Origin of the sequence: Curtobacterium sp. Leaf154, assembly GCF_001424595.1 — a bacterium.
GTDB lineage: Bacteria > Actinomycetota > Actinomycetes > Actinomycetales > Microbacteriaceae > Curtobacterium > Curtobacterium poinsettiae.
On record NZ_LMOS01000009.1, the window covers coordinates 1 to 20,245 of the forward strand.

Annotated in this window: 19 protein-coding genes; 9 read left to right on the plus strand and 10 right to left on the minus strand. The window is 71.8% G+C overall.

The window, feature by feature from the left end:
- Positions 1–298 precede the first annotated feature (298 nt).
- From ASF75_RS16345 to ASF75_RS17795, 6 genes are all read left to right on the plus strand, one after another.
- Positions 299–2,755, plus strand: a complete 2,457-nt coding sequence (locus ASF75_RS16345; protein ID WP_056073143.1) for a phosphoketolase — start codon at positions 299–301, stop codon at positions 2,753–2,755.
- 93 nt (positions 2,756–2,848) lie between these two features.
- On the plus strand, positions 2,849–3,178 hold the full coding sequence (locus ASF75_RS16350) for a hypothetical protein (RefSeq protein ID WP_017887492.1): 330 nt from the start codon (positions 2,849–2,851) through the stop codon (positions 3,176–3,178).
- Positions 3,159–3,374 carry a hypothetical protein gene (locus tag ASF75_RS16355; protein ID WP_017887493.1) on the plus strand — a complete coding sequence of 72 codons (216 nt, stop codon included), beginning with the start codon at positions 3,159–3,161 and terminating at the stop codon, positions 3,372–3,374. Before ASF75_RS16350 ends, ASF75_RS16355 begins: the two co-directional genes overlap by 20 nt.
- A gap of 33 nt (positions 3,375–3,407) precedes the next feature.
- Positions 3,408–4,091 (plus strand): fumarylacetoacetate hydrolase family protein, encoded by a 684-nt coding sequence (locus ASF75_RS16360; RefSeq protein WP_017887494.1) that lies wholly within the window; start codon positions 3,408–3,410, stop codon positions 4,089–4,091.
- A gap of 153 nt (positions 4,092–4,244) precedes the next feature.
- A complete protein-coding gene (locus tag ASF75_RS16365; protein ID WP_017887495.1) occupies positions 4,245–5,219 on the plus strand; it encodes a sugar phosphate isomerase/epimerase family protein in 975 nt (324 codons plus the stop codon).
- Positions 5,220–5,229: 10 nt separating this feature from the next.
- On the plus strand, positions 5,230–5,406 hold the full coding sequence (locus ASF75_RS17795) for a hypothetical protein (protein WP_017887496.1): 177 nt from the start codon (positions 5,230–5,232) through the stop codon (positions 5,404–5,406).
- A gap of 321 nt (positions 5,407–5,727) precedes the next feature.
- On the opposite strand, the gene ASF75_RS17800 is transcribed toward ASF75_RS17795, so the two are convergent.
- The 3 genes from ASF75_RS17800 to ASF75_RS16375 all read right to left on the minus strand — a co-directional run bounded on the left by ASF75_RS17800 (position 5,728) and on the right by ASF75_RS16375 (position 9,439).
- A complete protein-coding gene (locus ASF75_RS17800; protein ID WP_017887497.1) occupies positions 5,728–5,883 on the minus strand; it encodes a hypothetical protein in 156 nt (51 codons plus the stop codon).
- 158 nt (positions 5,884–6,041) lie between these two features.
- Complete coding sequence (locus ASF75_RS16370) at positions 6,042–8,552, minus strand: ATP-dependent DNA ligase (RefSeq protein WP_056073145.1); 2,511 nt, start codon at positions 8,550–8,552, stop codon at positions 6,042–6,044.
- Entirely contained in the window at positions 8,549–9,439 is an 891-nt protein-coding gene (locus tag ASF75_RS16375; RefSeq protein WP_017887499.1) for an SDR family oxidoreductase, read from the minus strand. The genes ASF75_RS16370 and ASF75_RS16375 overlap by 4 nt, the downstream gene beginning before the upstream one ends.
- Before the next feature lie 135 nt (positions 9,440–9,574).
- On the opposite strand from ASF75_RS16375, the gene ASF75_RS16380 reads away from it, so the two are divergent.
- Positions 9,575–10,573: a Ku protein gene (locus ASF75_RS16380; protein WP_056073148.1), complete on the plus strand. Its 999-nt coding sequence runs from the start codon at positions 9,575–9,577 to the stop codon at positions 10,571–10,573.
- 11 nt (positions 10,574–10,584) lie between these two features.
- Here the strand turns inward: ASF75_RS16380 and ASF75_RS17465 are convergent, their stop codons facing one another.
- Positions 10,585–11,397, minus strand: coding sequence for a cupin domain-containing protein (locus tag ASF75_RS17465; RefSeq protein WP_082509805.1), 813 nt, complete (start codon positions 11,395–11,397; stop codon positions 10,585–10,587).
- Between the two features lie 142 nt (positions 11,398–11,539).
- Here ASF75_RS17465 and ASF75_RS16390 point away from each other — a divergent pair, with 142 nt between their 5' ends.
- On the plus strand, positions 11,540–12,178 hold the full coding sequence (locus tag ASF75_RS16390; protein ID WP_056073152.1) for an antibiotic biosynthesis monooxygenase: 639 nt from the start codon (positions 11,540–11,542) through the stop codon (positions 12,176–12,178).
- 12 nt (positions 12,179–12,190) lie between these two features.
- Here the strand turns inward: ASF75_RS16390 and ASF75_RS16395 are convergent, their stop codons facing one another.
- From ASF75_RS16395 to ASF75_RS16410, 4 genes are read right to left on the minus strand one after another with little or no spacing between them, the layout of a single operon-like run.
- Positions 12,191–13,132, minus strand: a complete 942-nt coding sequence (locus ASF75_RS16395; protein WP_056073155.1) for a Ppx/GppA phosphatase family protein — start codon at positions 13,130–13,132, stop codon at positions 12,191–12,193.
- 51 nt (positions 13,133–13,183) lie between these two features.
- Positions 13,184–14,044, minus strand: a complete 861-nt coding sequence (locus ASF75_RS16400) for a ribokinase (protein ID WP_056073158.1) — start codon at positions 14,042–14,044, stop codon at positions 13,184–13,186.
- Positions 14,041–15,471, minus strand: a complete 1,431-nt coding sequence (locus ASF75_RS16405) for an MFS transporter (RefSeq protein WP_056073160.1) — start codon at positions 15,469–15,471, stop codon at positions 14,041–14,043. Before ASF75_RS16405 ends, ASF75_RS16400 begins: the two co-directional genes overlap by 4 nt.
- Positions 15,472–15,476: 5 nt before the next feature.
- Complete coding sequence (locus tag ASF75_RS16410) at positions 15,477–16,508, minus strand: nucleoside hydrolase (protein WP_056073163.1); 1,032 nt, start codon at positions 16,506–16,508, stop codon at positions 15,477–15,479.
- Between the two features lie 162 nt (positions 16,509–16,670).
- On the opposite strand from ASF75_RS16410, the gene ASF75_RS16415 reads away from it, so the two are divergent.
- Positions 16,671–17,669: a LacI family DNA-binding transcriptional regulator gene (locus ASF75_RS16415; RefSeq protein WP_235517730.1), complete on the plus strand. Its 999-nt coding sequence runs from the start codon at positions 16,671–16,673 to the stop codon at positions 17,667–17,669.
- Positions 17,670–17,889: 220 nt separating this feature from the next.
- Here the strand turns inward: ASF75_RS16415 and ASF75_RS16420 are convergent, their stop codons facing one another.
- On the minus strand, positions 17,890–19,587 hold the full coding sequence (locus ASF75_RS16420) for an MDR family MFS transporter (protein WP_017887508.1): 1,698 nt from the start codon (positions 19,585–19,587) through the stop codon (positions 17,890–17,892).
- Positions 19,584–20,204: a TetR/AcrR family transcriptional regulator gene (locus tag ASF75_RS16425; RefSeq protein ID WP_056073166.1), complete on the minus strand. Its 621-nt coding sequence runs from the start codon at positions 20,202–20,204 to the stop codon at positions 19,584–19,586. The genes ASF75_RS16420 and ASF75_RS16425 overlap by 4 nt, the downstream gene beginning before the upstream one ends.
- Positions 20,205–20,245 lie beyond the last annotated feature (41 nt).

Genomic DNA, 20,245 nt, shown 5'->3' on the forward strand with positions numbered 1-20,245 from the left:
GCGGGGGTCGCGGCCTGGGCGGAGGAGATGCCGAACGCGGCACCGCCCAGCACGAGGGCGCCGGTGGTGGCGAGGGTGATGGAGGTCTTGAGGCTCTTACGCATCGTGATCAGTCCTTTGCTCTGGAGGCGCTCCGGCCGGTGGCCGAACGTGCACTGTGCACGCGCTGAGTACCGGCCAACTGCGACCGGAGAGCGCCCTGGGCTTTTGCCCTGTGCAAGTCATTCGGCGCCGCTGCCCGAACGGTTTGGACGAGTTTCCTGAGGTGCAGCAACCCGGCGTTTCGTACCGTGTACCCATGGCTCCAGCACACATCTCCACGACCGACCGGCTCCGGGCGGTCGACGCCTGGTGGCGCGCCGCCAACTACCTGACGGTCGGGCAGATCTACCTGCTGGACAACCCGCTGCTCACCCGGCCGATCGAACCCGACGACGTCAAGCCGCGGCTGCTCGGGCACTGGGGGACCTCGCCCGCCCTGAACCTCGTCTACGCGCACTGCAACGCGCTGATCGCGGAGACCGGTCGCGAGTTCCTGTACATCTGCGGCCCGGGACACGGCGGCCCGGCGATGAACGCGAACGCCTGGCTGGACGGCACGTGGAACGAGCTGTACCAGGACGTCGACCTGCAGCGGTTCTTCCGTCAGTTCTCGTTCCCCGGCGGCATCCCCTCGCACGCCGCCCCGGAGACCCCCGGGTCCATCAACGAGGGCGGCGAGCTCGGCTACTCGCTCTCCCACGCGTACGGTGCGGCGCTCGACAACCCCGACCTCGTCGTCGCGTGCGTGGTCGGTGACGGTGAGGCCGAGACCGGTCCGCTCGCCGGGTCGTGGCAGGCGCACACGTTCCTCGACCCGGTCTCCGACGGAGCAGTGCTGCCGATCCTCAACCTCAACGGCTGGAAGATCGCGAACCCGACGGTCCTGGCCCGCATCCCCGACGAGGACCTCACCGCGTACTTCCGCGGGCTCGGGTACGACCCGATCGTGGTCGACTCCAGCCGCGTCGACGACGACCCGTACGCGGTCCACGCCCTGTTCGACGGCGCCCTGCGACGCGCCCTCGCCGGCATCGACGACATCCAGGCCGCCGCACGTGCCCAGGCCGCTCGTGCCGCCGCCGGCCAGCCCGCCGGCGCCGCGGCCCTGCGTCCGCGGTGGCCGATGATCGTGCTGCGCACCCCGAAGGGCTGGACCGGCCCGAAGGTGGTCGACGGTGAACAGGTCGAGGGGACCTTCCGTGCACACCAGGTGCCACTGCCGGCCGTGCGCGAGGACGACGGTCACCGCGCCCAGCTCGAGGAGTGGATGCGCTCGTACCGCCCGGAGGAGCTCTTCGACCAGGACGGCCACCCGGTCGGCATCATGACGACGATCCGCCCGACCGGCGACGAGCGGATGAGCGCCACCCCGCACGGCAACGGCGGCCGGCTGCGGACCGCGCTCGACCGCCCACCCCTCGAGCCGTACGCGGTCGAGGCCGGCACCGAAGCGTCCGCCACGGGCACGCTCGGCCCCTGGCTCGCCGCCCTGATCGAGAAGAACGCCTCGACCTTCCGGCTGTTCGGTCCGGACGAGACCATCTCGAACAAGCTCGACGCCGTGTTCGACGTCACCACCCGCGTCTGGCGTGCCCAGCGTGCGCCGGGCGACGAGCACCTCTCCCCCCGCGGCAGGGTCACCGAGGTCCTGTCCGAGCACCTGCTCGAGGGCATGCTCGAGGGGTACGTGCTGTCCGGTCGGCACGGGATGCTCAACACCTACGAGGCGTTCGCCCACATCATCGACTCGATGGTCGGGCAGTACGCCAAGTGGTTGGAGTCCTCGACCGACATCGACTGGCGGGCACCGGTGTCGAACCTGTCGCTCCTGCTGTCGTCGCACGTCTGGCGGCAGGACCACAACGGCTTCTCCCACCAGGACCCCGGGTTCCTGGACGTCGTCGCGTCGAAGCAGCAGGACCTCGTGCGGATCAAGCTGCCGGCCGACGCCAACACCCTGCTCGCCGTCGCCGCCCACGCCATGGAGACCACGGACCGCATCGAGGTGATCGTCGCGGGCAAGCACCCGGAGCCGGTCTTCCTGTCCCTCGAGGACGCCGTCGCGCACGCCGACGCAGGACTCGGGGTCTGGGACTTCGCCGGCACCGAGCAGGCCGTCGGCAGGGTCGACGTCGTCCTCGCGTGCGCCGGTGACGTCCCCACCGTCGAGGCGGTCGCCGCCACGGACATCATCCGGAAGCACGCACCCGGGGTCGGTGTCCGCGTCCTCAACGTCGTCGACCTGCTGGCGATCGGCGACCCGCGCAAGCACGAGCACCCGATCCCGGACGAGCAGTACGACGCGCTCTTCCTGCCCGGCACGCCCACGGTCTTCGCGTTCCACGGGTACCCGACGCTCGTGCACCAGCTGACGTACCGCCGGAACGGGCACGACGACCTGCACGTGCACGGGTTCCTCGAGCAGGGCACGACGACCTCGCCGTTCGACATGCTCATGCGCAACGAGATGGACCGCTTCGCCCTGGCCCACGACGCCCTGACACGGGTGGACGCCGAGGCGCACGCCGACCTGCTCACGAAGCTGTCCGAGGCGCGTGACGCTGCACGGGCGTTCGCGTACACGAAGGGCGAGGACCACCCGTCGCTCGCGGGCTGGGAGTTCGCGGGATGGCCGCAGGACGAACCCGCCAGCGGTGGGACCGGCGGCGACCCGGGTGCGGGCGAGACCGAGGCGGCCGCGCCCGGCAACTGACGCACTCCTCCACAGGCCTGGAGGCCCGGAGCACCCTCCACAGGACCGGTCACGCCCGCCGCGTGGCCGGTTCCGTGCTGTCAGGGTTCCGGCATGGACATCGGCTGGATCAGCGCGCTCGTGTCGGTCACCAGCGCGTCCGTTGCACTGGGGGCGCTCGTCGCCTCGGTGCTCGACGGGCGCGCGGGACGGCGAAATGCAGAGTTCTCGGTGCACCGCGACCTGTGGTGGCAGCGTTGGTCGTGGGTCGCCGACCGGGCGACCTCGGACGACGAAGGAACGCGCGCGGCCGCCGGTGTGATGGCAGCTGCGCTGGTGAGCCGCAGTTGGACGACCGCGGACGACCGCTGGGTCGGCCGGGCGCTCGACGACCTGACCGCAGCGACGATCGAAGGAGCGAACGATGATCTCGAAGCTGAGTGACAAGGACTTCAAGCGCTGGCTCGACGGACGTGAACTGACGACGCCCGCACTGCTGGCAGACCCGCACTACGGGCCCATGATGCGGGCGAAGGGCGCCGAGGAAGAGCTCCGTCAGGCGCGGATCGAATGGCGCGAACGCCAGGAGCGCGCACGAGCGCGGAAGCTCAAGGACGAGGCGTCCTTCGGTGAGGGCTGAACCGACGCCATGCGAGCCTGCCACGCTGGGACCGTGACCGAACTCGTCATCCCGGCCCCGAGCCTCCCGACCGTGCCCACGACGACGGGCGCGCGGTTCCCCGTCCGCCGTGTGTTCTGCGTCGGCCGGAACTACGCGGCGCACGCCCGCGAGATGGGCCACGACCCGGATCGCGAGCCGCCGTTCTTCTTCACCAAGCCGGCCGACGCCGTCGTGGTCGACGACGCCGACACCCCGTACCCGCCCCTGACCCAGCAACTGGAGCACGAGGTCGAGCTCGTCGTCGCGATCGGCACCGGCGGCGCGGACATCGCCGTCGCCGGTGCCCTCGCCCACGTGTGGGGCTACGCCGTCGGCATCGACCTGACCCGCCGTGACCTGCAGGCCGAGGCGAAGCGACTCGGGCGCCCGTGGGACACCGCGAAGGGCTTCGATGCATCGGCACCGATCGGCGCGATCACCCCGGCGGACGCGGTCGATCCGACCAGCGGCGCGATCGAGCTGACGGTGGACGGGGAACTCCGGCAGGCGGGCGACCTGGCCGACCAGATCTGGTCGGTCGCCGAGACGATCGCGGCGGTCTCGCGGTCGGTGTCGCTCGCGCCCGGCGACCTGCTGATGACCGGCACCCCCGACGGCGTCGGCGTGCTCGAACGCGGCTCGGTGCTCATCGGCACGATCGCCGGTGTCGGCGAGGTCCGGACCCGGATCGTCTGAGCCACGTGTCGCCGATGTGTCGACGGGCTGGGAGCCTTCGCAGGCAGCACGGGTAATCCTTGGGCATCGTCGCGGGTGGGGCCCGCGGCGGACACGGGGCGGCGCATCGCGACGGGGCGACGCGGACACCCCGGGACTGCCGGAGGTACGACCGTGCTGGAACACGACCTGCTCGCCACGTCCTGGACGTGGGCGGGCGACGAGAGCGTCCGCGACCGCGTGCACGCGGTGGGGTCCGCCGGGTTCGCCGGCCTGTCACTGTCCCTCGACGACCTGCACGAGGTCCGTGCCACGACGGGCTTCGCCGAACTCCGCCGCATGCTCGACGGGGCCGGCATCGTCTGGGTCCAGCTCGGACCGCTCGACCGGTGGTGGACCTGCGCGAGCCGCACCCAGGACGAAGACGCCGATCGCGGGGTGGTGCTCGAGGCCGCCGCGACCCTGAGCGCCTGGCAGGTGGTGGTCCGTGCCGACACTTCGTTGCCCGGAGCCTCCCCTGCGACGATGGCCGACGACTGGGTCGCGCTCGCCGACCAGGCCGAGGCCGTCGGGGCGCAGATCGTGCTCGAGCCGGAGCCGTGGTCCAACCTGCCCACGATCGAACGGGCCGCACGCTTCGTCGCCGCTGCCGGGCACCCGAACGGCGGGCTGCTCCTCGACGCCATGCACGCGCTCCGCGGCGGTTCGACCCTCGCGTCGATCCGGCAGGGCGTCGCACCGGGGGTCCTCGCAGCCGTCGAGCTGAGCGACGGACTGCTGCACACCCCGAGCGGGATGACCCTGGCCGAGGAGTCCCGGACCGCGCGGTACCTGCCCGGTGCCGGGGCGTGGGACCTGCCCGGCCTCGTCCGGACGGTGCGTGAACTCGGGTTCGACGAGCCGTGGGGCGTCGAGGTCCGGACCCCGGCGCACCGTGCGATGCCCGTCCGTGACGCGCTCCGCACCGCTGTCGCCGCCACCCGTGCGGTGCTCGACGCCGCTGACGCCTTCGGTGCCCCGGCTGCCCCGGCGATGCCCTCGACGCCCGCACCGACGTCCGCCGTCGACTTCGAGCCGCCGCAGACCGGCCGCCACGACCCGACGAACGGTGCGCGACGTCGGGACGCCGACACAGGGACGCCCGCGTAGGTTGCTGGGCATGACCGATCAGGCAGCACACGACGACGACCTGCTCCGCCGTTCTCAGGAGTCCATCGACGAGGCCAAGGCCGCCGCGGCCGAGGTCGTGGAGCCGGACGAGGACGCGCTCATCGACGAGGACGCCCCCGTGGCCGACCACGCGGAGCCCGCCGACGGACCCGCCCCCGCGGCGTGACCCGGTACTGACCCGGTACTGTCCCGAAAGCACTCCCCACACCGACGGAATCGCCGGGCGACCATCCAGGTCGCCCGGCGATTCGTTCGTCTTCGCGTGTGACGATCCGCTCACTCGGTGCGTCCCACCAGTGGACCCACCGGTTGCGCTGCTGCGCGCCCGGTGCGGGGCCGTGCGGCCGGTCTCCCTGAACCGGCTGGCCGCGTGCCCCGGCGGCGGTCCGTGCGCTCCCTGATACAGCGTGCGGGCCGTCGGGTCCGCCGACCCGTTCCGCCACCACGGAGCCGCCGGGCCGCCGCGCGGGTCAGGCCACCGTGCTCGTCAGTCGTCGTCCTCGTCGGCGAGGAAGTCCGCGTACCGGACCTCGGTCTCCGTGGTGCTGCTGCGCGGTTCGACGATCCGCTGCGACAGGTCGTCCCCGGTGATCGCGACGCGTTCTGCGGCCGTGAACGGCGGCAGGTACTTGCTCGAGTTCATCCCCTGAGCCCCCTTCGTCTCGGCGAACGTAACAGCCCGTGGCCGGACCCCGGCGTCGTTGCCGGAATCGTCCCCCGCCCGAGCGTCGCACGGGGGACGGAATTTCGCCAGGGGCGGACCCATGCGGATGCATGCGCCGGCCGCGGCCGGCCAGCGCGTCAGGACTCCCGCACGACGTCGTCCGGGTCCTTGTCGACCCGCCATCCCCGCCACGACGGTTGCCGGAGCCGCCCGTCACCCGTCCACTCGGCGAACTCGACCTCGCCGACGCGCTCCGGCGTGACCCAGTGGGCGTCCCGCGCGTCGGGCCGTGGGACGTCGACGAACGGTGAGGTCTTCCGTGCCAGTGGTGCGAGGACATCGCCGATCTCGTCGAGGTCGCGGTCGCGGAACCCGGTGCCGACCTTGCCGATGTACTCCAGTCCGTCCGGGCCGGGTACCCCGAGCAACAGCGATCCGATCCCGCCGGCACGCCGACCGCTGCCCGGCTTCCAGCCGCCGACGACGACTTCCTGGGTGGCGTGGTGCTTGCGCTTCAGCCAGGCTTCGGACCGACGGCCCTCGGCGTACTTCGACGACCGCTTCTTCGCGACGACGCCCTCGAGGCCCTGCTCGCGCGAGGCGGCCAGCACCGCGTCGAGTTCACCCTGCACCGCCGGCGGCACGTCGATCGCACCACCCGGTTGCACGACGGTCTCGAGCGCCTGGCGCCGGGCGTCGTACCCGAGCCGAGTCAGCTCGTGCCCGTCCGCCTCGAGCACGTCGAAGAGCAGGAACCGGACCGGGGTGGTCTCCTGCGCGCTCCGGACCTCACGCGCCTTCGTCAGCCCCATCCGGTTCTGGAGCAGCTGGAACGATGGTCGGCCGCGGTCGTCGACGGCCACGATCTCACCGTCGAAGACCCCGTCCACCCCGGCCCGCTCCCCCAGTTCCTGCAGTTCCGGGTACTGCGCCGTCAGGTCGTTGTCGTTGCGGCTGCGCACGGTGACCGATCCGTCGCGGACGGTCGCGAGCGCCCGCACCCCGTCCCACTTCATCTCGAACGCCCAGTCCGCCGGGTCCAGCCGGGTCTCGCCCTTGTCCAGGGTCGCCTGCATCGTCCGGCGCTCCGACGGCGGGGTCTCGGCGTCCGCCGCCCGGGTGATCCGTCGCCGCCCGTCGGACCCGCCGGGTGCGGTGCGCGCCACCGCCGGCCCGGCACCGCTGCCGCCGTCCGCCAGCCGTTCGGGTTGTTCCTTCGTGCGGTGGATGAGCCAGTTCTTCTCGTCGCCCCCGCCCCGGCCGCGGGTGTGCAGCAGCGCGAGGCGGCGAGCGCCGCCGGTCCGACCGTGCAGGGTGACGATGACCTCCTGCCCCTCGCGCCACTTCTCGAGCTCGTAGGTGCCGTCGTCCCAGATCGTGACCGTGCCGCCGCCGTACTCGTCCTTCGGGATCGTGCCCTCGAACGAGCCGTACTCGAGCGGGTGGTCCTCGGTCTGCACGGCCAGGTGGTTCTTGCCCGGGTCGGTCGGCTCGCCCTTCGGCAGGGCCCAGCTCACCAGCACGCCGTCGTGCTCGAGCCGGAAGTCGTAGTGGTCACGGGTGGCGTGGTGCTCCTGGACGACGAAGGTCGGTGTGCCGTCCTTCCGCACCGTCGGGGCACCTTCCGGCACGGGTTCCGGCGTCTTCGAGGCGTCCCGCTTGGCCCGGTAGGCGGCGAGCCGGTCGCGGGCGGGCTGCTCGGCGTCGTTCGCGCGCTCGGTCCGGTCGCTGTCCCAGTGACCGTGGTCGTCGCGCCCGACGGCCAGCGAGGCGGAGGCGACCGGGTGCAGGAAGTCCCCACGGACCTCCAGGCGTTCGAGGACCTCGTCCAACGTGAGCTGCGCGAGCCCGCGTTCCTCGAGCTCCTTCCAGGTGCGAGGCGCCGCGACCGTCGGCCGCTCGCGGCCGCGCAGTGAGTACGGGGCGATGGTCGTCTTGTTGCCGTTGTTCTGCGACCAGTCGACGAAGACCTTGCCCGTCCGCTCGGCACGGCTCATCGACGACAGCACCAGGTCCGGCAGGTCCGTCTCGAGGGCCTTGGCCAGCTCGTGGGCGACGTCCGAGACCTGCGCAGTCGTCGCCTTGCCGTCGAGGGCCGCGTACAGGTGGATGCCCTTGGAGCCGGACGTCACCGGGTACGGGTCGAGTCCCATGCCGTGCAGGATCTCGCGCGCGGCCACGGCGACCTCGACGCACTCGGGCAGCCCGACGCCGTCACCGGGGTCCAGGTCGAGCACGAGCCGGTCCGGGTGCTGCTGCGCGCCGCGGGGACCGAACCGCCACTGCGGGACGTGCAGTTCGAGCGCGGCCTGCTGCGCCATCCACACCAGGGTCGGCAGGTCGTCGACGATCGGGTACTCGTTGTCGTGCTCCGAGTGGTGGATGGTGTGGTGCCGCACCCAGTCGGGGGCCGAGTCGGGCAGGTTCTTCTCGAAGAAGACCTTGCCGTCGACGCCGTTGGCCCAGCGCTTCCGGGTCACGGGGCGGTCCTTGACGTGCGGGATCATCCACGGCGCGACCCGCTCGTAGTACTCGATCACCCGACCCTTCGTGGTGCCGGTCTCGGGGTAGAGCACCTTGTCGGTGTTCGTGAGCGCGAGCCGCCGGTCCCCGACCAGGACGACGGTCTTGCGCGAGGCGGGACTCACAGCGCCACCCCGGTCGCTCCCGCCACCGTCAGGGTCGTGCCGGACGTGTACGACGACTCGGGCCCGGCCAGGTAGACGTAGGCGCTGCCGAGCTCGACGGGCTGGGCGGGACGCCCGAACGGGGTGTCCTGGCCGTACGCCGCGATCTCGTCGCCCGGGTAGCTGATCGGCTGCAGGGGCGTCCACACCGGCCCGGGCACCACCGTGTTGGCACGGATGCCCTTGCTGGCGAGCTGCCGCGCGAGCCCGTTCGTGTACGTGATGATCGCGGCCTTCGTCGCGGCGTAGTCGATCATGCGGTCCTGCGGCTGGTACGCCGACACCGAACTGGTCGTGACGATCGAGCTGCCCGGCGCCATGTGCGGGACGGCAGCGCGGACGAGCCAGAACAGCGAGTACAGGTTGACCTTCATCGTCCGGTCGAAGTCCTCGGTGCTCTGCTCGGTGACGTCCTGGTGCACCTGCTGGTGGCCGGCGACCAGCACGAGCGCGTCCAGGCCACCGAGCTCGCTGACGGCGTCCTGCACCAGGACGTCGCAGAATGCCTCGTCCGTCAGGTCGCCGGGCAACAGCACGGCCTTGCGCCCGAGGTCACCGATGACGTCGCGGACCTGTTCGAGGTCCTCGCGCTCCTCGGGCAGGGCGTTCAGGGCGACGTCGGCGCCCTCCTTCGCCATCGCGATCGCCGCGGCGCGCCCGATGCCGGAGTCCGCGCCCGTGACGAGCACCCGGTACCCGCGCATCCGCCCGGTGCCCAGGTAGCTCGTCTCGCCGTGGTCGGGGGCGGGGTCCATCGCACTCGCCAGCCCGGACCCCTGCTGGGTCTGCGCGGGGAACGGCGGACGGGGGAACTGGTCGCGCGGGTCCTGCTTGTCGAGCTGGCTCATGGGCCCATCGTGCTCGCGCCGGCCTCGCGGCGGTCCAGCGAACCGGACATCCGTGGAACGATCCCCCGGACGGCGGACCTGTGGAGGAACCGTCGGCTCCGGGCACGCACGCGTGCGGGCGGGCATCATGTGCGCATGAGGTCGATCTGGAAGGGCTCCATCGCGTTCGGGCTCGTCAACGTGCCCGTCAAGGTCTACGCGGCCACCGAGACGCACGACGTGTCCCTGCACCAGGTCCACGACGACGACAAGGGCCGCATCCGGTACAAGCGGGTGTGCGAGTTCGGCCACGAGGTCGAGTACGCGGACATCCAGCGCGCCTACGACGACGGTGACAAGACCGTGGTGCTCACCGCGGACGACTTCAAGCAGCTCCCCGAGGAGCAGTCGCACGAGGTCGAGGTGCTCGAGTTCGTCCCCGTCGAGCAGGTCGACCCGATGATGTTCGAGAAGACCTACTACCTGGAGCCCGACTCGCGCTCGCCGAAGGCGTACGTGCTGCTGCGCGAGACCCTGGCGAAGACCGACCGCCTGGCGATCGTGCAGTTCACCCTGCGGCAGAAGACCCGGCTCGGGGTGCTCCGGGTGCACGACGAGGTCATCCTGCTGCAGGGGCTGCTCTGGGGCGACGAGGTCCGCGCCGCCGACTTCAAGACCCTCGACACGACGGTGAAGGTCAGCGCCAACGAGCTGAAGATGTCGTCCTCGCTCGTCGAGAGCATGTCCACCGACTTCGACCCCGACCGCTACACCGACTCCTACCAGGAGGAACTGCAGCAGCTGATCGACGCCAAGCTCGAGGCGGGCGACGACATCGACACCGAGAAGACCTTCGGCGCGCAGGACGACGAGGACGACGACGACGAGGGCGGTGACGTGCTCGACCTGATGGCCGCCCTGCGTGCGTCCGTCGACAAGAAGCGGACAGGAGGCTCGGGGTCGCGTTCGTCGTCGGCCGCACGGTCGTCATCCGGTGCCGGCTCGGGCACGTCCGGGTCGGGCAGGAAGCCACCGGCCAAGAAGGCACCGGCCAAGAAGGCTGCCGAGAGCACGACGGAGAAGGCCCCCGCGAAGAAGGCACCGGCGAAGAAGGCGCCCGCCAAGAAGCCCGCCGCGAAGAAGCAGGCGAGCTGACTCCTTCCGGGTCAGGCCGCGGTCGACCCGCCGCCCGCCAGGCGCTCGAGCGTGGTGAACACCTCGGCGTACTGCTGGCGGAGCGCTGCCCACCCGGCGCCGGTGTCGATCGACTCCGGGTCCTCGACGGGCACCGCGTACCCGTACTGCGCCCGCGGGACCGGGTCACCCGGCAACCGGAGCTCCTGTGTGAACGCGCCGCTCGCCGCCTCGAAGGTCAGGGTGTGCGATGCGATGTTCCGGCCCCAGTCCGCGGACGGCCACGACATGAACGCGACGTGCCGCATCCCCTCGGCGGGGTCCGTCGCCGAGACGTAGCAGCCGTGGTGGTCCTCGCCCGGGGACAGGATCGTGTACGTGCCGTTGTCCCGATACACGAGCAGGGCTTCGGCGAACGGCTTCGGCGCGTACATCGCGGTGTAGCGCAGCGCGTGCACGAACTGCGGGCGGCCCAGCGGGACCGTCACGAGCGCGCTGCGGACCGGCCCTTCGCTCGCTGGCGCCTCGCCCGGCGTCGACGCCGCTGCGCCCGCCGGCAGGTGGGCGACGTAGAGCAGCTCGGCGTCCTCCGTGCCGGTGCTGCGACCGTCGTGCACGATGCGCGGCTCCTCGACCAGGGCCTGCCCCGGCCCGACGACACGCGTGGCCTCTTCGGTGACGTGCGTCAGCGCACCGCGCACCACGAGACCGGTCTGGCGTGCGTCGTGCCGGTGCCAGCCGGTCGACGCACCCACCGGGAGCGTCAGCCGCCGCACCTCGTACGTGCCGCCGTCGGGCCCGTCGACGGTGGCGATGAGGGTGGTGGTGGGCTCGGGGTGGGGCATCGGGGTCCTCTCGGTGGTGCGTTCGCCAGATGATCGTCTTGCACCCACCTGGGACGGTGGTCGAAGGACGACGCGGATCCGTTCAGCCGGCGCGCGAGGCACGTGTCACGAGCCGGAAACACGGGTCCGCGACACTGGGCACATGACTCCAGAAGAGCCTGGGGCCTTGTCGTCGCCACCCGCGACCGATGGCCCACCCGTCACCGTCTCCGTCACCCGCCTGGTCGAACCCGACCGCATCCCCGAGGCCACCCGCTGGGTGCAGTCCGGGGTGAACCTGGCGAACCGCTACCCGGGCTTCCTCGGCTCCGGGTGGGTGCGTTCCCGGGCGCAGTCGCGCGAGTGGCACATGCTCTACCGGTTCGCCGACCACGACTCCCTGGCGACGTGGGAGAACTCCGACGACCGGCTGCGGTGGCTCGACCTGGGCCGTGACCTGGTGGTGGAGTCCCGCGTCGAGAAGCGCACCGGCATCGAGGGGTGGTTCGACGTCCCGCAGGACGCTCCGGCCTCGAGCGCTCCCCCGCGGTGGAAGCAGTCCGTGAGCATCTGGCTCGGCTTCTTCCCGGTGAACCTCGCCTTCACGTACCTGATGGCCTGGCTCGTCCCCGCGTTCGCGCACGTCGCGATCCTGCCCCGGGTGCTCATCACGACCGTCGTGCTCACGCCGATCATGACGTTCTGGGTGCTGCCGTTCGTGACGAAGCTGATCCGTCCGTGGCTGCTCGCACCGCCGAAGCAACAGCAACGGCAGCAGCCGGTCCGGCAGCCGCGCGGCTAGATCGACGGGTCGCTACGGGGTCCCGAGCACCGACAGCTGATCGAGCCGCTCGAGGATGACGCCCTCGCGCAGTGCCCACGGGCAGATCTCGAGGGCCGGCAGGTCGAAGATGTCCAGGCACGCCTCGGCGACGAGCGCGCCGGGCACCACCTGGTGTGCGCGGCTCGGTGAGACACCGGGCAGCGCCGCGAGCTCGTCGACCGACATCGTCAGCAGCTCCGGCAGGCGCTGCCGCAGCACCGCGCCGTCGAGCGCACGGGGCACGAGTGGTCCGGCGGCGGACGGCGCGGCCCCGCAGACGCGGGCGATCGACCGGAACGTCTTCGACGTCGCCACGGCCCGGTCCGGACGCCCCGAGCGGAGCAACCGTCCGGCGTCACGGGCGATCTCCACGCGGATCTCGTGCCGGATGCGGCGGACGTCGTCCTCGGTCGGGGTGCCGGCCGAGAAGTAGGAGCGCGCCAGCCGGGCGGCACCGATCGGCATCGACCACGCGACGTCCGGTGCCTCGTCGGCACCGCCGGCGATCTCGAGCGAGCCCCCGCCGATGTCGAAGACCGCCAGGCGACCGGCGGACCAGCCGAACCAGCGGCGCACGGCCAGGAACGTCAGCCGGGCCTCGTCCGAGCCGGACAGGACGGCCAGCTCGACCCCGGTGGAGGCCTCGACGTGGGCGAGCACGGCCTCGGAGTTGCCGGCGTCGCGCACCGCCGAGGTGGCGAACGCGAGCATGTCCTCGCAGCCGCGCTCCTCGGCGACGCGGACCGCGTCGGCGACGAAGGTGGTCAGGGCGTCGATCCCCTGCTGGGTCACCGCGCCCGAGTCGTCGAGGTGCTCGGCCAGCCGCAGCGGCTGCTTGAACGAGGACGCCGGCAGCGGCGCAGCGCCGCCGTGGGCGTCCACGACGAGCAGGTGGCCGGTGTTGGACCCGATGTCGAGGACTCCCACGCGCATGGACCCAACGCTAGTGGGCCGCGCAGTCACCCCACGGCCGGGAGGCGCGGGTCACGCCCGCAGGAACGCCTCCAGCTCGGCGGTGGTCGGGTACGAGGCCTGCGCGCCCGGCTTGGTCGCGGCGTACGCCCCGACCCCCACCGCGAACCGGGCGGCGTCGACGAGGGTGTCCCCGGTGGCCAGGCGCAGCGCCACCGCACCCATGAAGGCGTCGCCGCAGCCCGTGGTGTCCACCGGCTCGACCCGCACGGCGTCGATCGACACCGGCTCGGCACCGCGATCGTGCACGACGCAGCCGGCACCACCGCGGGTGACGATCGACCGCGCGACACCGTGGTCCCCGAGCGCGGCGGCCTCGTGCTCGTTCACGAGCAGCACGTCGGTCAGCTCGAGCAGTTCGGCCGGCACCGCGCCGAAGGGCGACAGGTTCGTGAGCACCGTGACCCCGGCGGCGTGCGCAGCCCGGGCGGCGGCGAGGACGACGTCGATCGACACCTCGAGGCAGAGCCCCAGCACCGCGGCGTCGGTGAAGGCGTCGGTCGGCACGTCCTCCGGCGTCAGCGTGCCGTTCGCCCCGGCGGAGATCACGATGGTGTTCTCGCCTGCGGCGTCGACCGTGATGACGGCGGTGCCGGTCGCCGTTCCCTGACGGACGGCGACGTGCGTCGTGTCGACACCCGCAGCCGCGACGGAGTCGCGGAGCAGCGCACCGTTCCCGTCGTCACCGACCGCACCGATCATGCGCACCGTGCCCCCGAGCCTCCCGGCAGCCACCGCCTGGTTGGCGGACTTGCCGCCGGGCAGGATCGCGAGGTCCGAGCCCTGCAGGGTCTCACCGGGCTGGGGGAAGCGCTCGGTGCGGACCACCAGGTCCGCGTTGAGCGACCCGACGACGACGATGCTCTCGGTCAACGGACGGTCTCCTTCTGCGGGGCGACGGACGTGGTCTCGGCGCCCTCCGGACGGGGGATGAGGAACGAGATCGCGAGCGCGACGGTCGTGATCGCGGCCCCGAGCAGCATGCCACCGGAGTACCCGGCGGTGCCCGCGGAACCGCCGACGCCGAGCGCGATCTGCAGCGCGGGCAGGACGGCGAAGCTGACGCCGGCGCCGAGGTTGAACGCACCGGCGTTCAGGCCGGGCAGGAACCCGGGGTTCGACTCCGGCGACAGCACGATGCCCAGGCCGTTCAGGATAATGTTCGCGATGCCGGCGTAGGTGATGCCGATCAGCACGGTCGCGGTGACCAGCACGGGCAGGGAGTGCACCCCGACGAGCGCCATCAGGACGGTCGAGACGATGCTGCCGATCAGGCCGAAGCGCAGGACAGCGCGGTACCCGATGGTCGGGGCGAGGCGCCCGGCGAAGGGTCCGACGATCCAGCCGACCAGCGCGTACGGGGTGAGGAACACGAGCGAGGCCAGGTCGGGCTCCATGCCGAAGCCGGCGTCGCCGTTCTGCGCGAGCGACGTGACCAGGCCGTTGACGACCGCGAACACGCCCGTCATCGTCAGGAACGTCGTCGCCAGGAGCGCCCAGGTCGCACGGCGTTTCAGGAACCGGGTCTCGACCAGGGGTTCCCGCACCCGCGACTCGACGGCCCAGAACACGGCGAAGGCGACGAGCGCGACGACGACGCCGCCGATCACGAGGGCCGGGTTCGCCGCGCCGAGCTTGCCGGCCTCGTTGAACGCCGTGAGCAGCGCCCCGACCGAGACCACGAGGGGGACGACACCGATCCAGTCCATCCGGGTGCCGGCGGAGGGCTTCGACTCGACGCCCCAGACGGCGACCAGGAACAGGGCGAGGACGGTGACGACGGCGATGACCCAGAAGATCCCGCGGAACCCGAAGTTCGTCGCGATCCACCCGCCGGCCAGGGCGTCGACGCCCGCGATGCCGCCGTTCACCGCGGTCAGCAGCCCGAGCGCGGCGCCGTAGCGCTTCGGGTCGCTGATCTCGTTGCGCAGGACGAGCAGGCAGATGGGGACGACCGGACCCGTGACGCCCTGGATGATCCGGCCGGCGAACAGCATCGGCACGTTCACCGCGAGCGCGGCGACGATGCTGCCGACGAGCATCACGGCGAGCATGCCGAGCAGCACGCGCTTGCGACCGACGATGTCGGAGAGCCGCGGCAGGAACAGCGAGAACAGCGCCGCGAGCGTGAAGTACAGGGTCTGCGACAGGCCGATGGTGGCGTCGTCGGTGTGGAGCTCGCGCGCCATCGTGACGAGCGCGGGGCTGAGCATGCTCGCGTTCAGCTGGAACGCGATGCACGCGGCGAGGAGCGCGGCGGTGAGGGCGCCGATCGACTTCTTCGTCGAGGTGGTGGTCATGGGGTTCAGTGCTCCGGGGTCGTGGTGATGCCGGCTTCGACGGCGTCGGCGGCGGCACGAGGGGTCCAGCCGGTGTCGGCCGTCTCGCCGATGCGCTCGAGCGCGTCGACGACCAGGTCCCAGAACCGGCCGTGGTCGAGTTCCATCGCGGCGCTCGTGCGGCAGTCCTCGGGCGCCGGGGCGCGGAAGTCGGCGACGGTCATCCCGAGGGTCAGGGCACCCTGGGTCTCGACGCGGATCGGGACCTTCACGGCACGGACGATCGTCGGGTCGATCACGTAGGCGACGGCGCAGGGGTCGTGCACCGGCGGGGCGTCGAAGCCCTGGGCGTCCTTGTAGGTCTGCCCGAAGAAGTCGAGCAGCTCACCGACGAACGCGGCGGGGGCGGTGCCGACACCGGCGATGCGCGCGGCGACCTCGGGGGTGGCCAGGGCCTGGTGCGTCAGGTCGAGACCGACCATCACGACGTCCCAGCCGGCCTCGAACACGATGGCCGCGGCCTCGGGGTCGATGACGATGTTGAACTCGGCGACCGGGCTCCAGTTGCCGACGTGCACGCCGCCGCCCATGAGCACGACCTGCTTGACGCGCTCGACGATGCGGGGCTCCTTGCGGGCGGCGAGGGCGATGTTCGTCAGGCCGCCGGTCGGCACGAGGGTGACCGTGCCGGGCTCGTGCGCCATCACGGTGTCGATGATCAGGTCGACGGCGTGGCGCTCGTCGAGGTCGAACGACGGCTCGGGGAGCATCGGGCCGTCCAGGCCGCTCTCGCCGTGGATGTCCGGGGCGACCTCGATCTGACGCAGCAGCGGGCGGGCGGCACCGGCGGCGAACGGCACCCCGGTGATGCCGGCGATCCGCGCGACGGCCAGGGCGTTGCGGGTGACCTTCGGCAGGGTCTGGTTGCCGACGACGGTGGTCACGGCGAGCAGGTCGATCGCCGGGCTGCCGTGGGCGAGCAGGAGCGCCACGGCGTCGTCGTGTCCGGGGTCGCAGTCGAGGATGATCTTCGCGGCGGGCTGGGTCGCATCGGGCACGCTGGGCGCTCCACTTCTTCGGGGAATCGAGGTGAGTGCTCGACGTGGTGGGGATCCACGGGCCGGCAGAACGCTGGCGACGCGGCGCGTCAAGCGTTTGACATCGAAACACGTCAAACGCTTGACGTCAAGTTCGAGCACCGCGCTCGCTAGCATCGACGGGTGCCCTCCCCCGCCACCCCGAGCCGTCGTGTGACCGCTGCGATGGTGGCCGAGCGTGCGGGCACGAGCATCGCCACGGTCTCCCTCGTCGTGAACGGCAAGGACCGCGGGCGGGTCTCGGCTCCCATCGCCGCACGGGTTCGCGACGCCGTGGACGACCTCGGCTACGTCGTCGACCACGCCGCCAGCTCGTTGGCGCGCGGCAGCGGTGACCTCGTCGTGTTCATCGCCCCCGACCTGTCGAACCCGTTCTTCGCCGAGGTCATCCGTGGCGTCCGCGACACCCTGGGCGACCGGTTCCAGCTCGTGCTCTCCGTCACCGAACGGGGCGCGCAGCCGGTCGCGGCCGACGTCCGGCGCTTCGAACGGCTCCGGCCCGCCGGCATCCTGGTCGACGCCCCCGCCGCCGACGAGCCGATGTCGGCGAGCGTCCCCGTGGTGCTGCTCGACGCCCCCGGTGGCCCCGAGGCCGTCAACTACGACCTCTCCACCGGCGTGCACGAGCTCGTCGCACACCTGCACGACCAGGGGCACCGGCACGTGGGCTACCTCGACGGCACCTCACGGGCGGCGACGTTCGGCGTGCGCCGCGACCTGTTCGAGCAGGCCTGCGCAGACGCCGGCATCACCGTCTCCGAGGTCACCGCCCGTGCCGACCTGACCGTCGAGGCCGCGGCCTCGGCCACCGAGCACGTCATCGAGGCCTGGCAGGACGACGACGTCACCGCCGTCGTCGCGGCCGCGGACACCCTGGCCTACGGGGTCCTGCGGGTCGCTGGCGCGCTCGGCATCGCCGTCCCCGGCGCACTCGCGGTCGCGGGCTTCGACGACCTGCCGTCGTCGTCGGTCACCGCGCCGGCGTTGACGAGCGTGGCACTGCCCGGCGCTGACCTCGGTCGGGCTGCGGCACTGCGACTCCTCGCGACGCTCGACGGCACGGCCGCCGAGCCCGCGGCCCTGCCGACACGGCTCGTGCCGCGCGCGAGCACCGGCGCGTAGCGCCGGGCGACCGCGACCTCACGCGCTCAGCGGCAGCGCACGCGCGCTGGAACGCGTGAGGTGTCGCCCGGCACGAAACGCCGGCTGCGGCAGTGAGCGCGACCGGACGACCGACGGGAGGCGCGGCACCAGCTGGCACCGCGCCTCCCGTCAGCACGCCGTCGTCTCCACAACGCGCCCCGCGATCCGCTGGACGCCGCCGAATCCGGCGGCGTCTCGCTCAATCCGAGGCGTCCCGGCGGGACGCCGGCGTCTCACCACCCGACGAGACGGACTCCGACCCCGCCGTCCGGGCCGCGCGCTGGGCCCGCTCGAGCTCGTCGGCCTCGTCACCGCCGACGGCCTCGCCACGGGCGACCATGCCGGCCGTGTCGGACAGTGTGATCTGCGGCAGGAACAGCGCGAGCAGGAACGCCACCGCGATGAACGGCAGCAGGTACCAGAACACCGGTGCGAGCGAGTCGGCGTAGGCGTTCACGACGCCGTCCTGCACCGCCGGCGGCAGCCCTGCGACGGTCGACGGGTCGATGCTGCCCGCCGACGACGCCGCATCGGTCGCCGAGCCACCGGCACCGCGGAACACGTCGGTCAGCGACGTCGTGAGCCGCGCGGTGAAGAGCGCGCCGAAGACGGCGGTGCCGAGGGAGGCACCGACCTCGCGGAAGTAGTTGTTCGTCGACGTGGCGGTCCCGACCTGCTCGGCAGGAACGGCGTTCTGCGCGACGAGGACGACCACCTGCATGATCAGGCCGAGCCCCGCACCGAACACGAACAGGTAGGCGCAGATGAGCCAGATCGGGGTGTCCGCCGCCAGCTGGGTCATCGCGAGCATCGCGATGGCCACCAGCACCGTGCCGACGATCGGGAACATCCGGTAGCGGCCGGTCTTGGTGATCAGGACACCCGATGCGATCGACGTCCCGATCAGGCCGGCCATCATCGGCAGCATCAGCAGGCCGGAGACCGCGGCCGAGGTGCCCGAGGCCATCTGCAGGAACGTCGGGACGAACCCGATCGCCGCGAACATGCCGATTCCGAGCACCAGGCCGATGCCGGTCGCCAGCAGGAAGGTGCGGTTGCGGAAGAACGACAGCGGGAGCACCGGGTCCTGCGCGCGGGACTCGACGAACACCAGGAGCGCTGCCGAGACGACGAGACCGGCGAACCAGGCCCAGGTCTCGGGGGCGTCCCAGCCGTGGTCCTTGCTGCCGCCGAACTCCGAGAAGAACACCAGGCACGTGGTCGCCGCGGACATGAAGAGCACCCCGAGCACGTCGATGCGCTTCGTGGCCTTCTTGTTCGGCAGGGTCAGCGCGAACCACGCCACGAAGAACGCCGCGATGCCGACCGGGATGTTGATGTAGAACGCCCAGTTCCAGGTCAGGTGGTCCACGAAGAAGCCACCGAGCAGCGGGCCGCCGATGGCGGACAGACCGAAGATCGCCCCGAGCGGACCGAGGTACTTGCCGCGCTGCGACGCCGGCACGATGTCCGCGATGATCGCCTGCGACAGGATCATCAGGCCACCGCCACCGAGTCCCTGCATGGCACGGAACGCCACGAGCTGCGTGAAGTCCGTGGCGAACGCGCACCCGGCCGACGCGATGGTGAACAGCGCGATGGCGATGAGGAACAGGTTGCGACGACCGAGGACGTCGCCGAACTTGCCGTAGACGGGCATCACGATGGTCGAGGCCAGCAGGTACCCGGTCGTCAGCCAGGCCTGGTGCGCGACGCCGCCGAGTTCCCCGACGATGGTCGGCATCGCGGTGGAGACGATGGTCTGGTCGAGGCTGGAGAGCAGCATCCCCGCGATCAGGGCGGAGAAGATGATCCAGATGCGACGCTGCGTCAGGAGCAGCGGTCCGTCGGAGCCTGGGCGGGCACGCTTGGTGGTGCCCGGCGCGGTGGCGCTCATGTGGTGTGTTCCCGTTCGGTCGTGGTGACCGCCCTGAGCAGGCGGAGGTTCTCGATGAGCAGCGCGTCGAACGTCGGCCCCGTGGCCTCGTCGAACGCGTCGTCGAAGTACTCGGTCGCGGTGACCTTGAGGAGCGCCGCCGCGGTCTCGGTGACCAGACGCGGTCGGCGGTCGGCGGGGTCGTCCCACCCGAACCGCCGTCCGAGCGCCACGGTGACCCGGGCGAGCTGCACGTCGGTCGCCGACAGGAACCGTGCGACGAGCGCCGGCTCCCGCTCGAACACCCGGCGGACCAGGGCTTCGTCGGCGCGGGCGATGCCGACCCGGTGGAACTGGTCGATGGCCAGCGCCACGATCGAGTCGAGGGGGTCGAGTCCCGCGGGGACGATGCCGCCCGCGGCGTAGGCGTCGATCGCCTCGACGTCGGCGTTGAGCTCGATGCCGAGCACGGCGTCGTCCTTCGACCCGAAGTGGTTGAAGAACGTGCGGCGCGACACCCCGACGGTCTCGCAGAGCTGCTCGATCGTGAAGCCGTGCAGCCCGTGCTCGACCGTCGCCCGACGCGCCTCGCCGATCATGCGTCGGCGGAGCGCTCGGGTGCGTTCGGTGGTGCTCACCGAGCAAGAATTGCACTCTCGTGGTGAAAGTGCAATGTGGA

Bases quoted from the DNA above. Each gene is read 5' to 3' on its own strand.
- ASF75_RS16355 (WP_017887493.1), top strand. From the start codon at position 3,159: ATGATCTCGAAGCTGAGTGACAAGGACTTCAAGCGCTGGCTCGACGGA.
- ASF75_RS16405 (WP_056073160.1), bottom strand. From the start codon at position 15,471: ATGACCACCACCTCGACGAAGAAGTCGATCGGCGCCCTCACCGCCGCG.
- ASF75_RS17800 (WP_017887497.1), bottom strand. From the start codon at position 5,883: ATGAACTCGAGCAAGTACCTGCCGCCGTTCACGGCCGCAGAACGCGTC.
- ASF75_RS17795 (WP_017887496.1), top strand. From the start codon at position 5,230: ATGACCGATCAGGCAGCACACGACGACGACCTGCTCCGCCGTTCTCAG.
- ASF75_RS16395 (WP_056073155.1), bottom strand. From the start codon at position 13,132: ATGCGCGTGGGAGTCCTCGACATCGGGTCCAACACCGGCCACCTGCTC.
- ASF75_RS16345 (WP_056073143.1), top strand. From the start codon at position 299: ATGGCTCCAGCACACATCTCCACGACCGACCGGCTCCGGGCGGTCGAC.
- ASF75_RS16390 (WP_056073152.1), top strand. From the start codon at position 11,540: ATGACTCCAGAAGAGCCTGGGGCCTTGTCGTCGCCACCCGCGACCGAT.
- ASF75_RS17465 (WP_082509805.1), bottom strand. From the start codon at position 11,397: ATGCCCCACCCCGAGCCCACCACCACCCTCATCGCCACCGTCGACGGG.
- ASF75_RS16380 (WP_056073148.1), top strand. From the start codon at position 9,575: ATGAGGTCGATCTGGAAGGGCTCCATCGCGTTCGGGCTCGTCAACGTG.
- ASF75_RS16420 (WP_017887508.1), bottom strand. From the start codon at position 19,587: ATGAGCGCCACCGCGCCGGGCACCACCAAGCGTGCCCGCCCAGGCTCC.
- ASF75_RS16350 (WP_017887492.1), top strand. From the start codon at position 2,849: ATGGACATCGGCTGGATCAGCGCGCTCGTGTCGGTCACCAGCGCGTCC.
- ASF75_RS16375 (WP_017887499.1), bottom strand. From the start codon at position 9,439: ATGAGCCAGCTCGACAAGCAGGACCCGCGCGACCAGTTCCCCCGTCCG.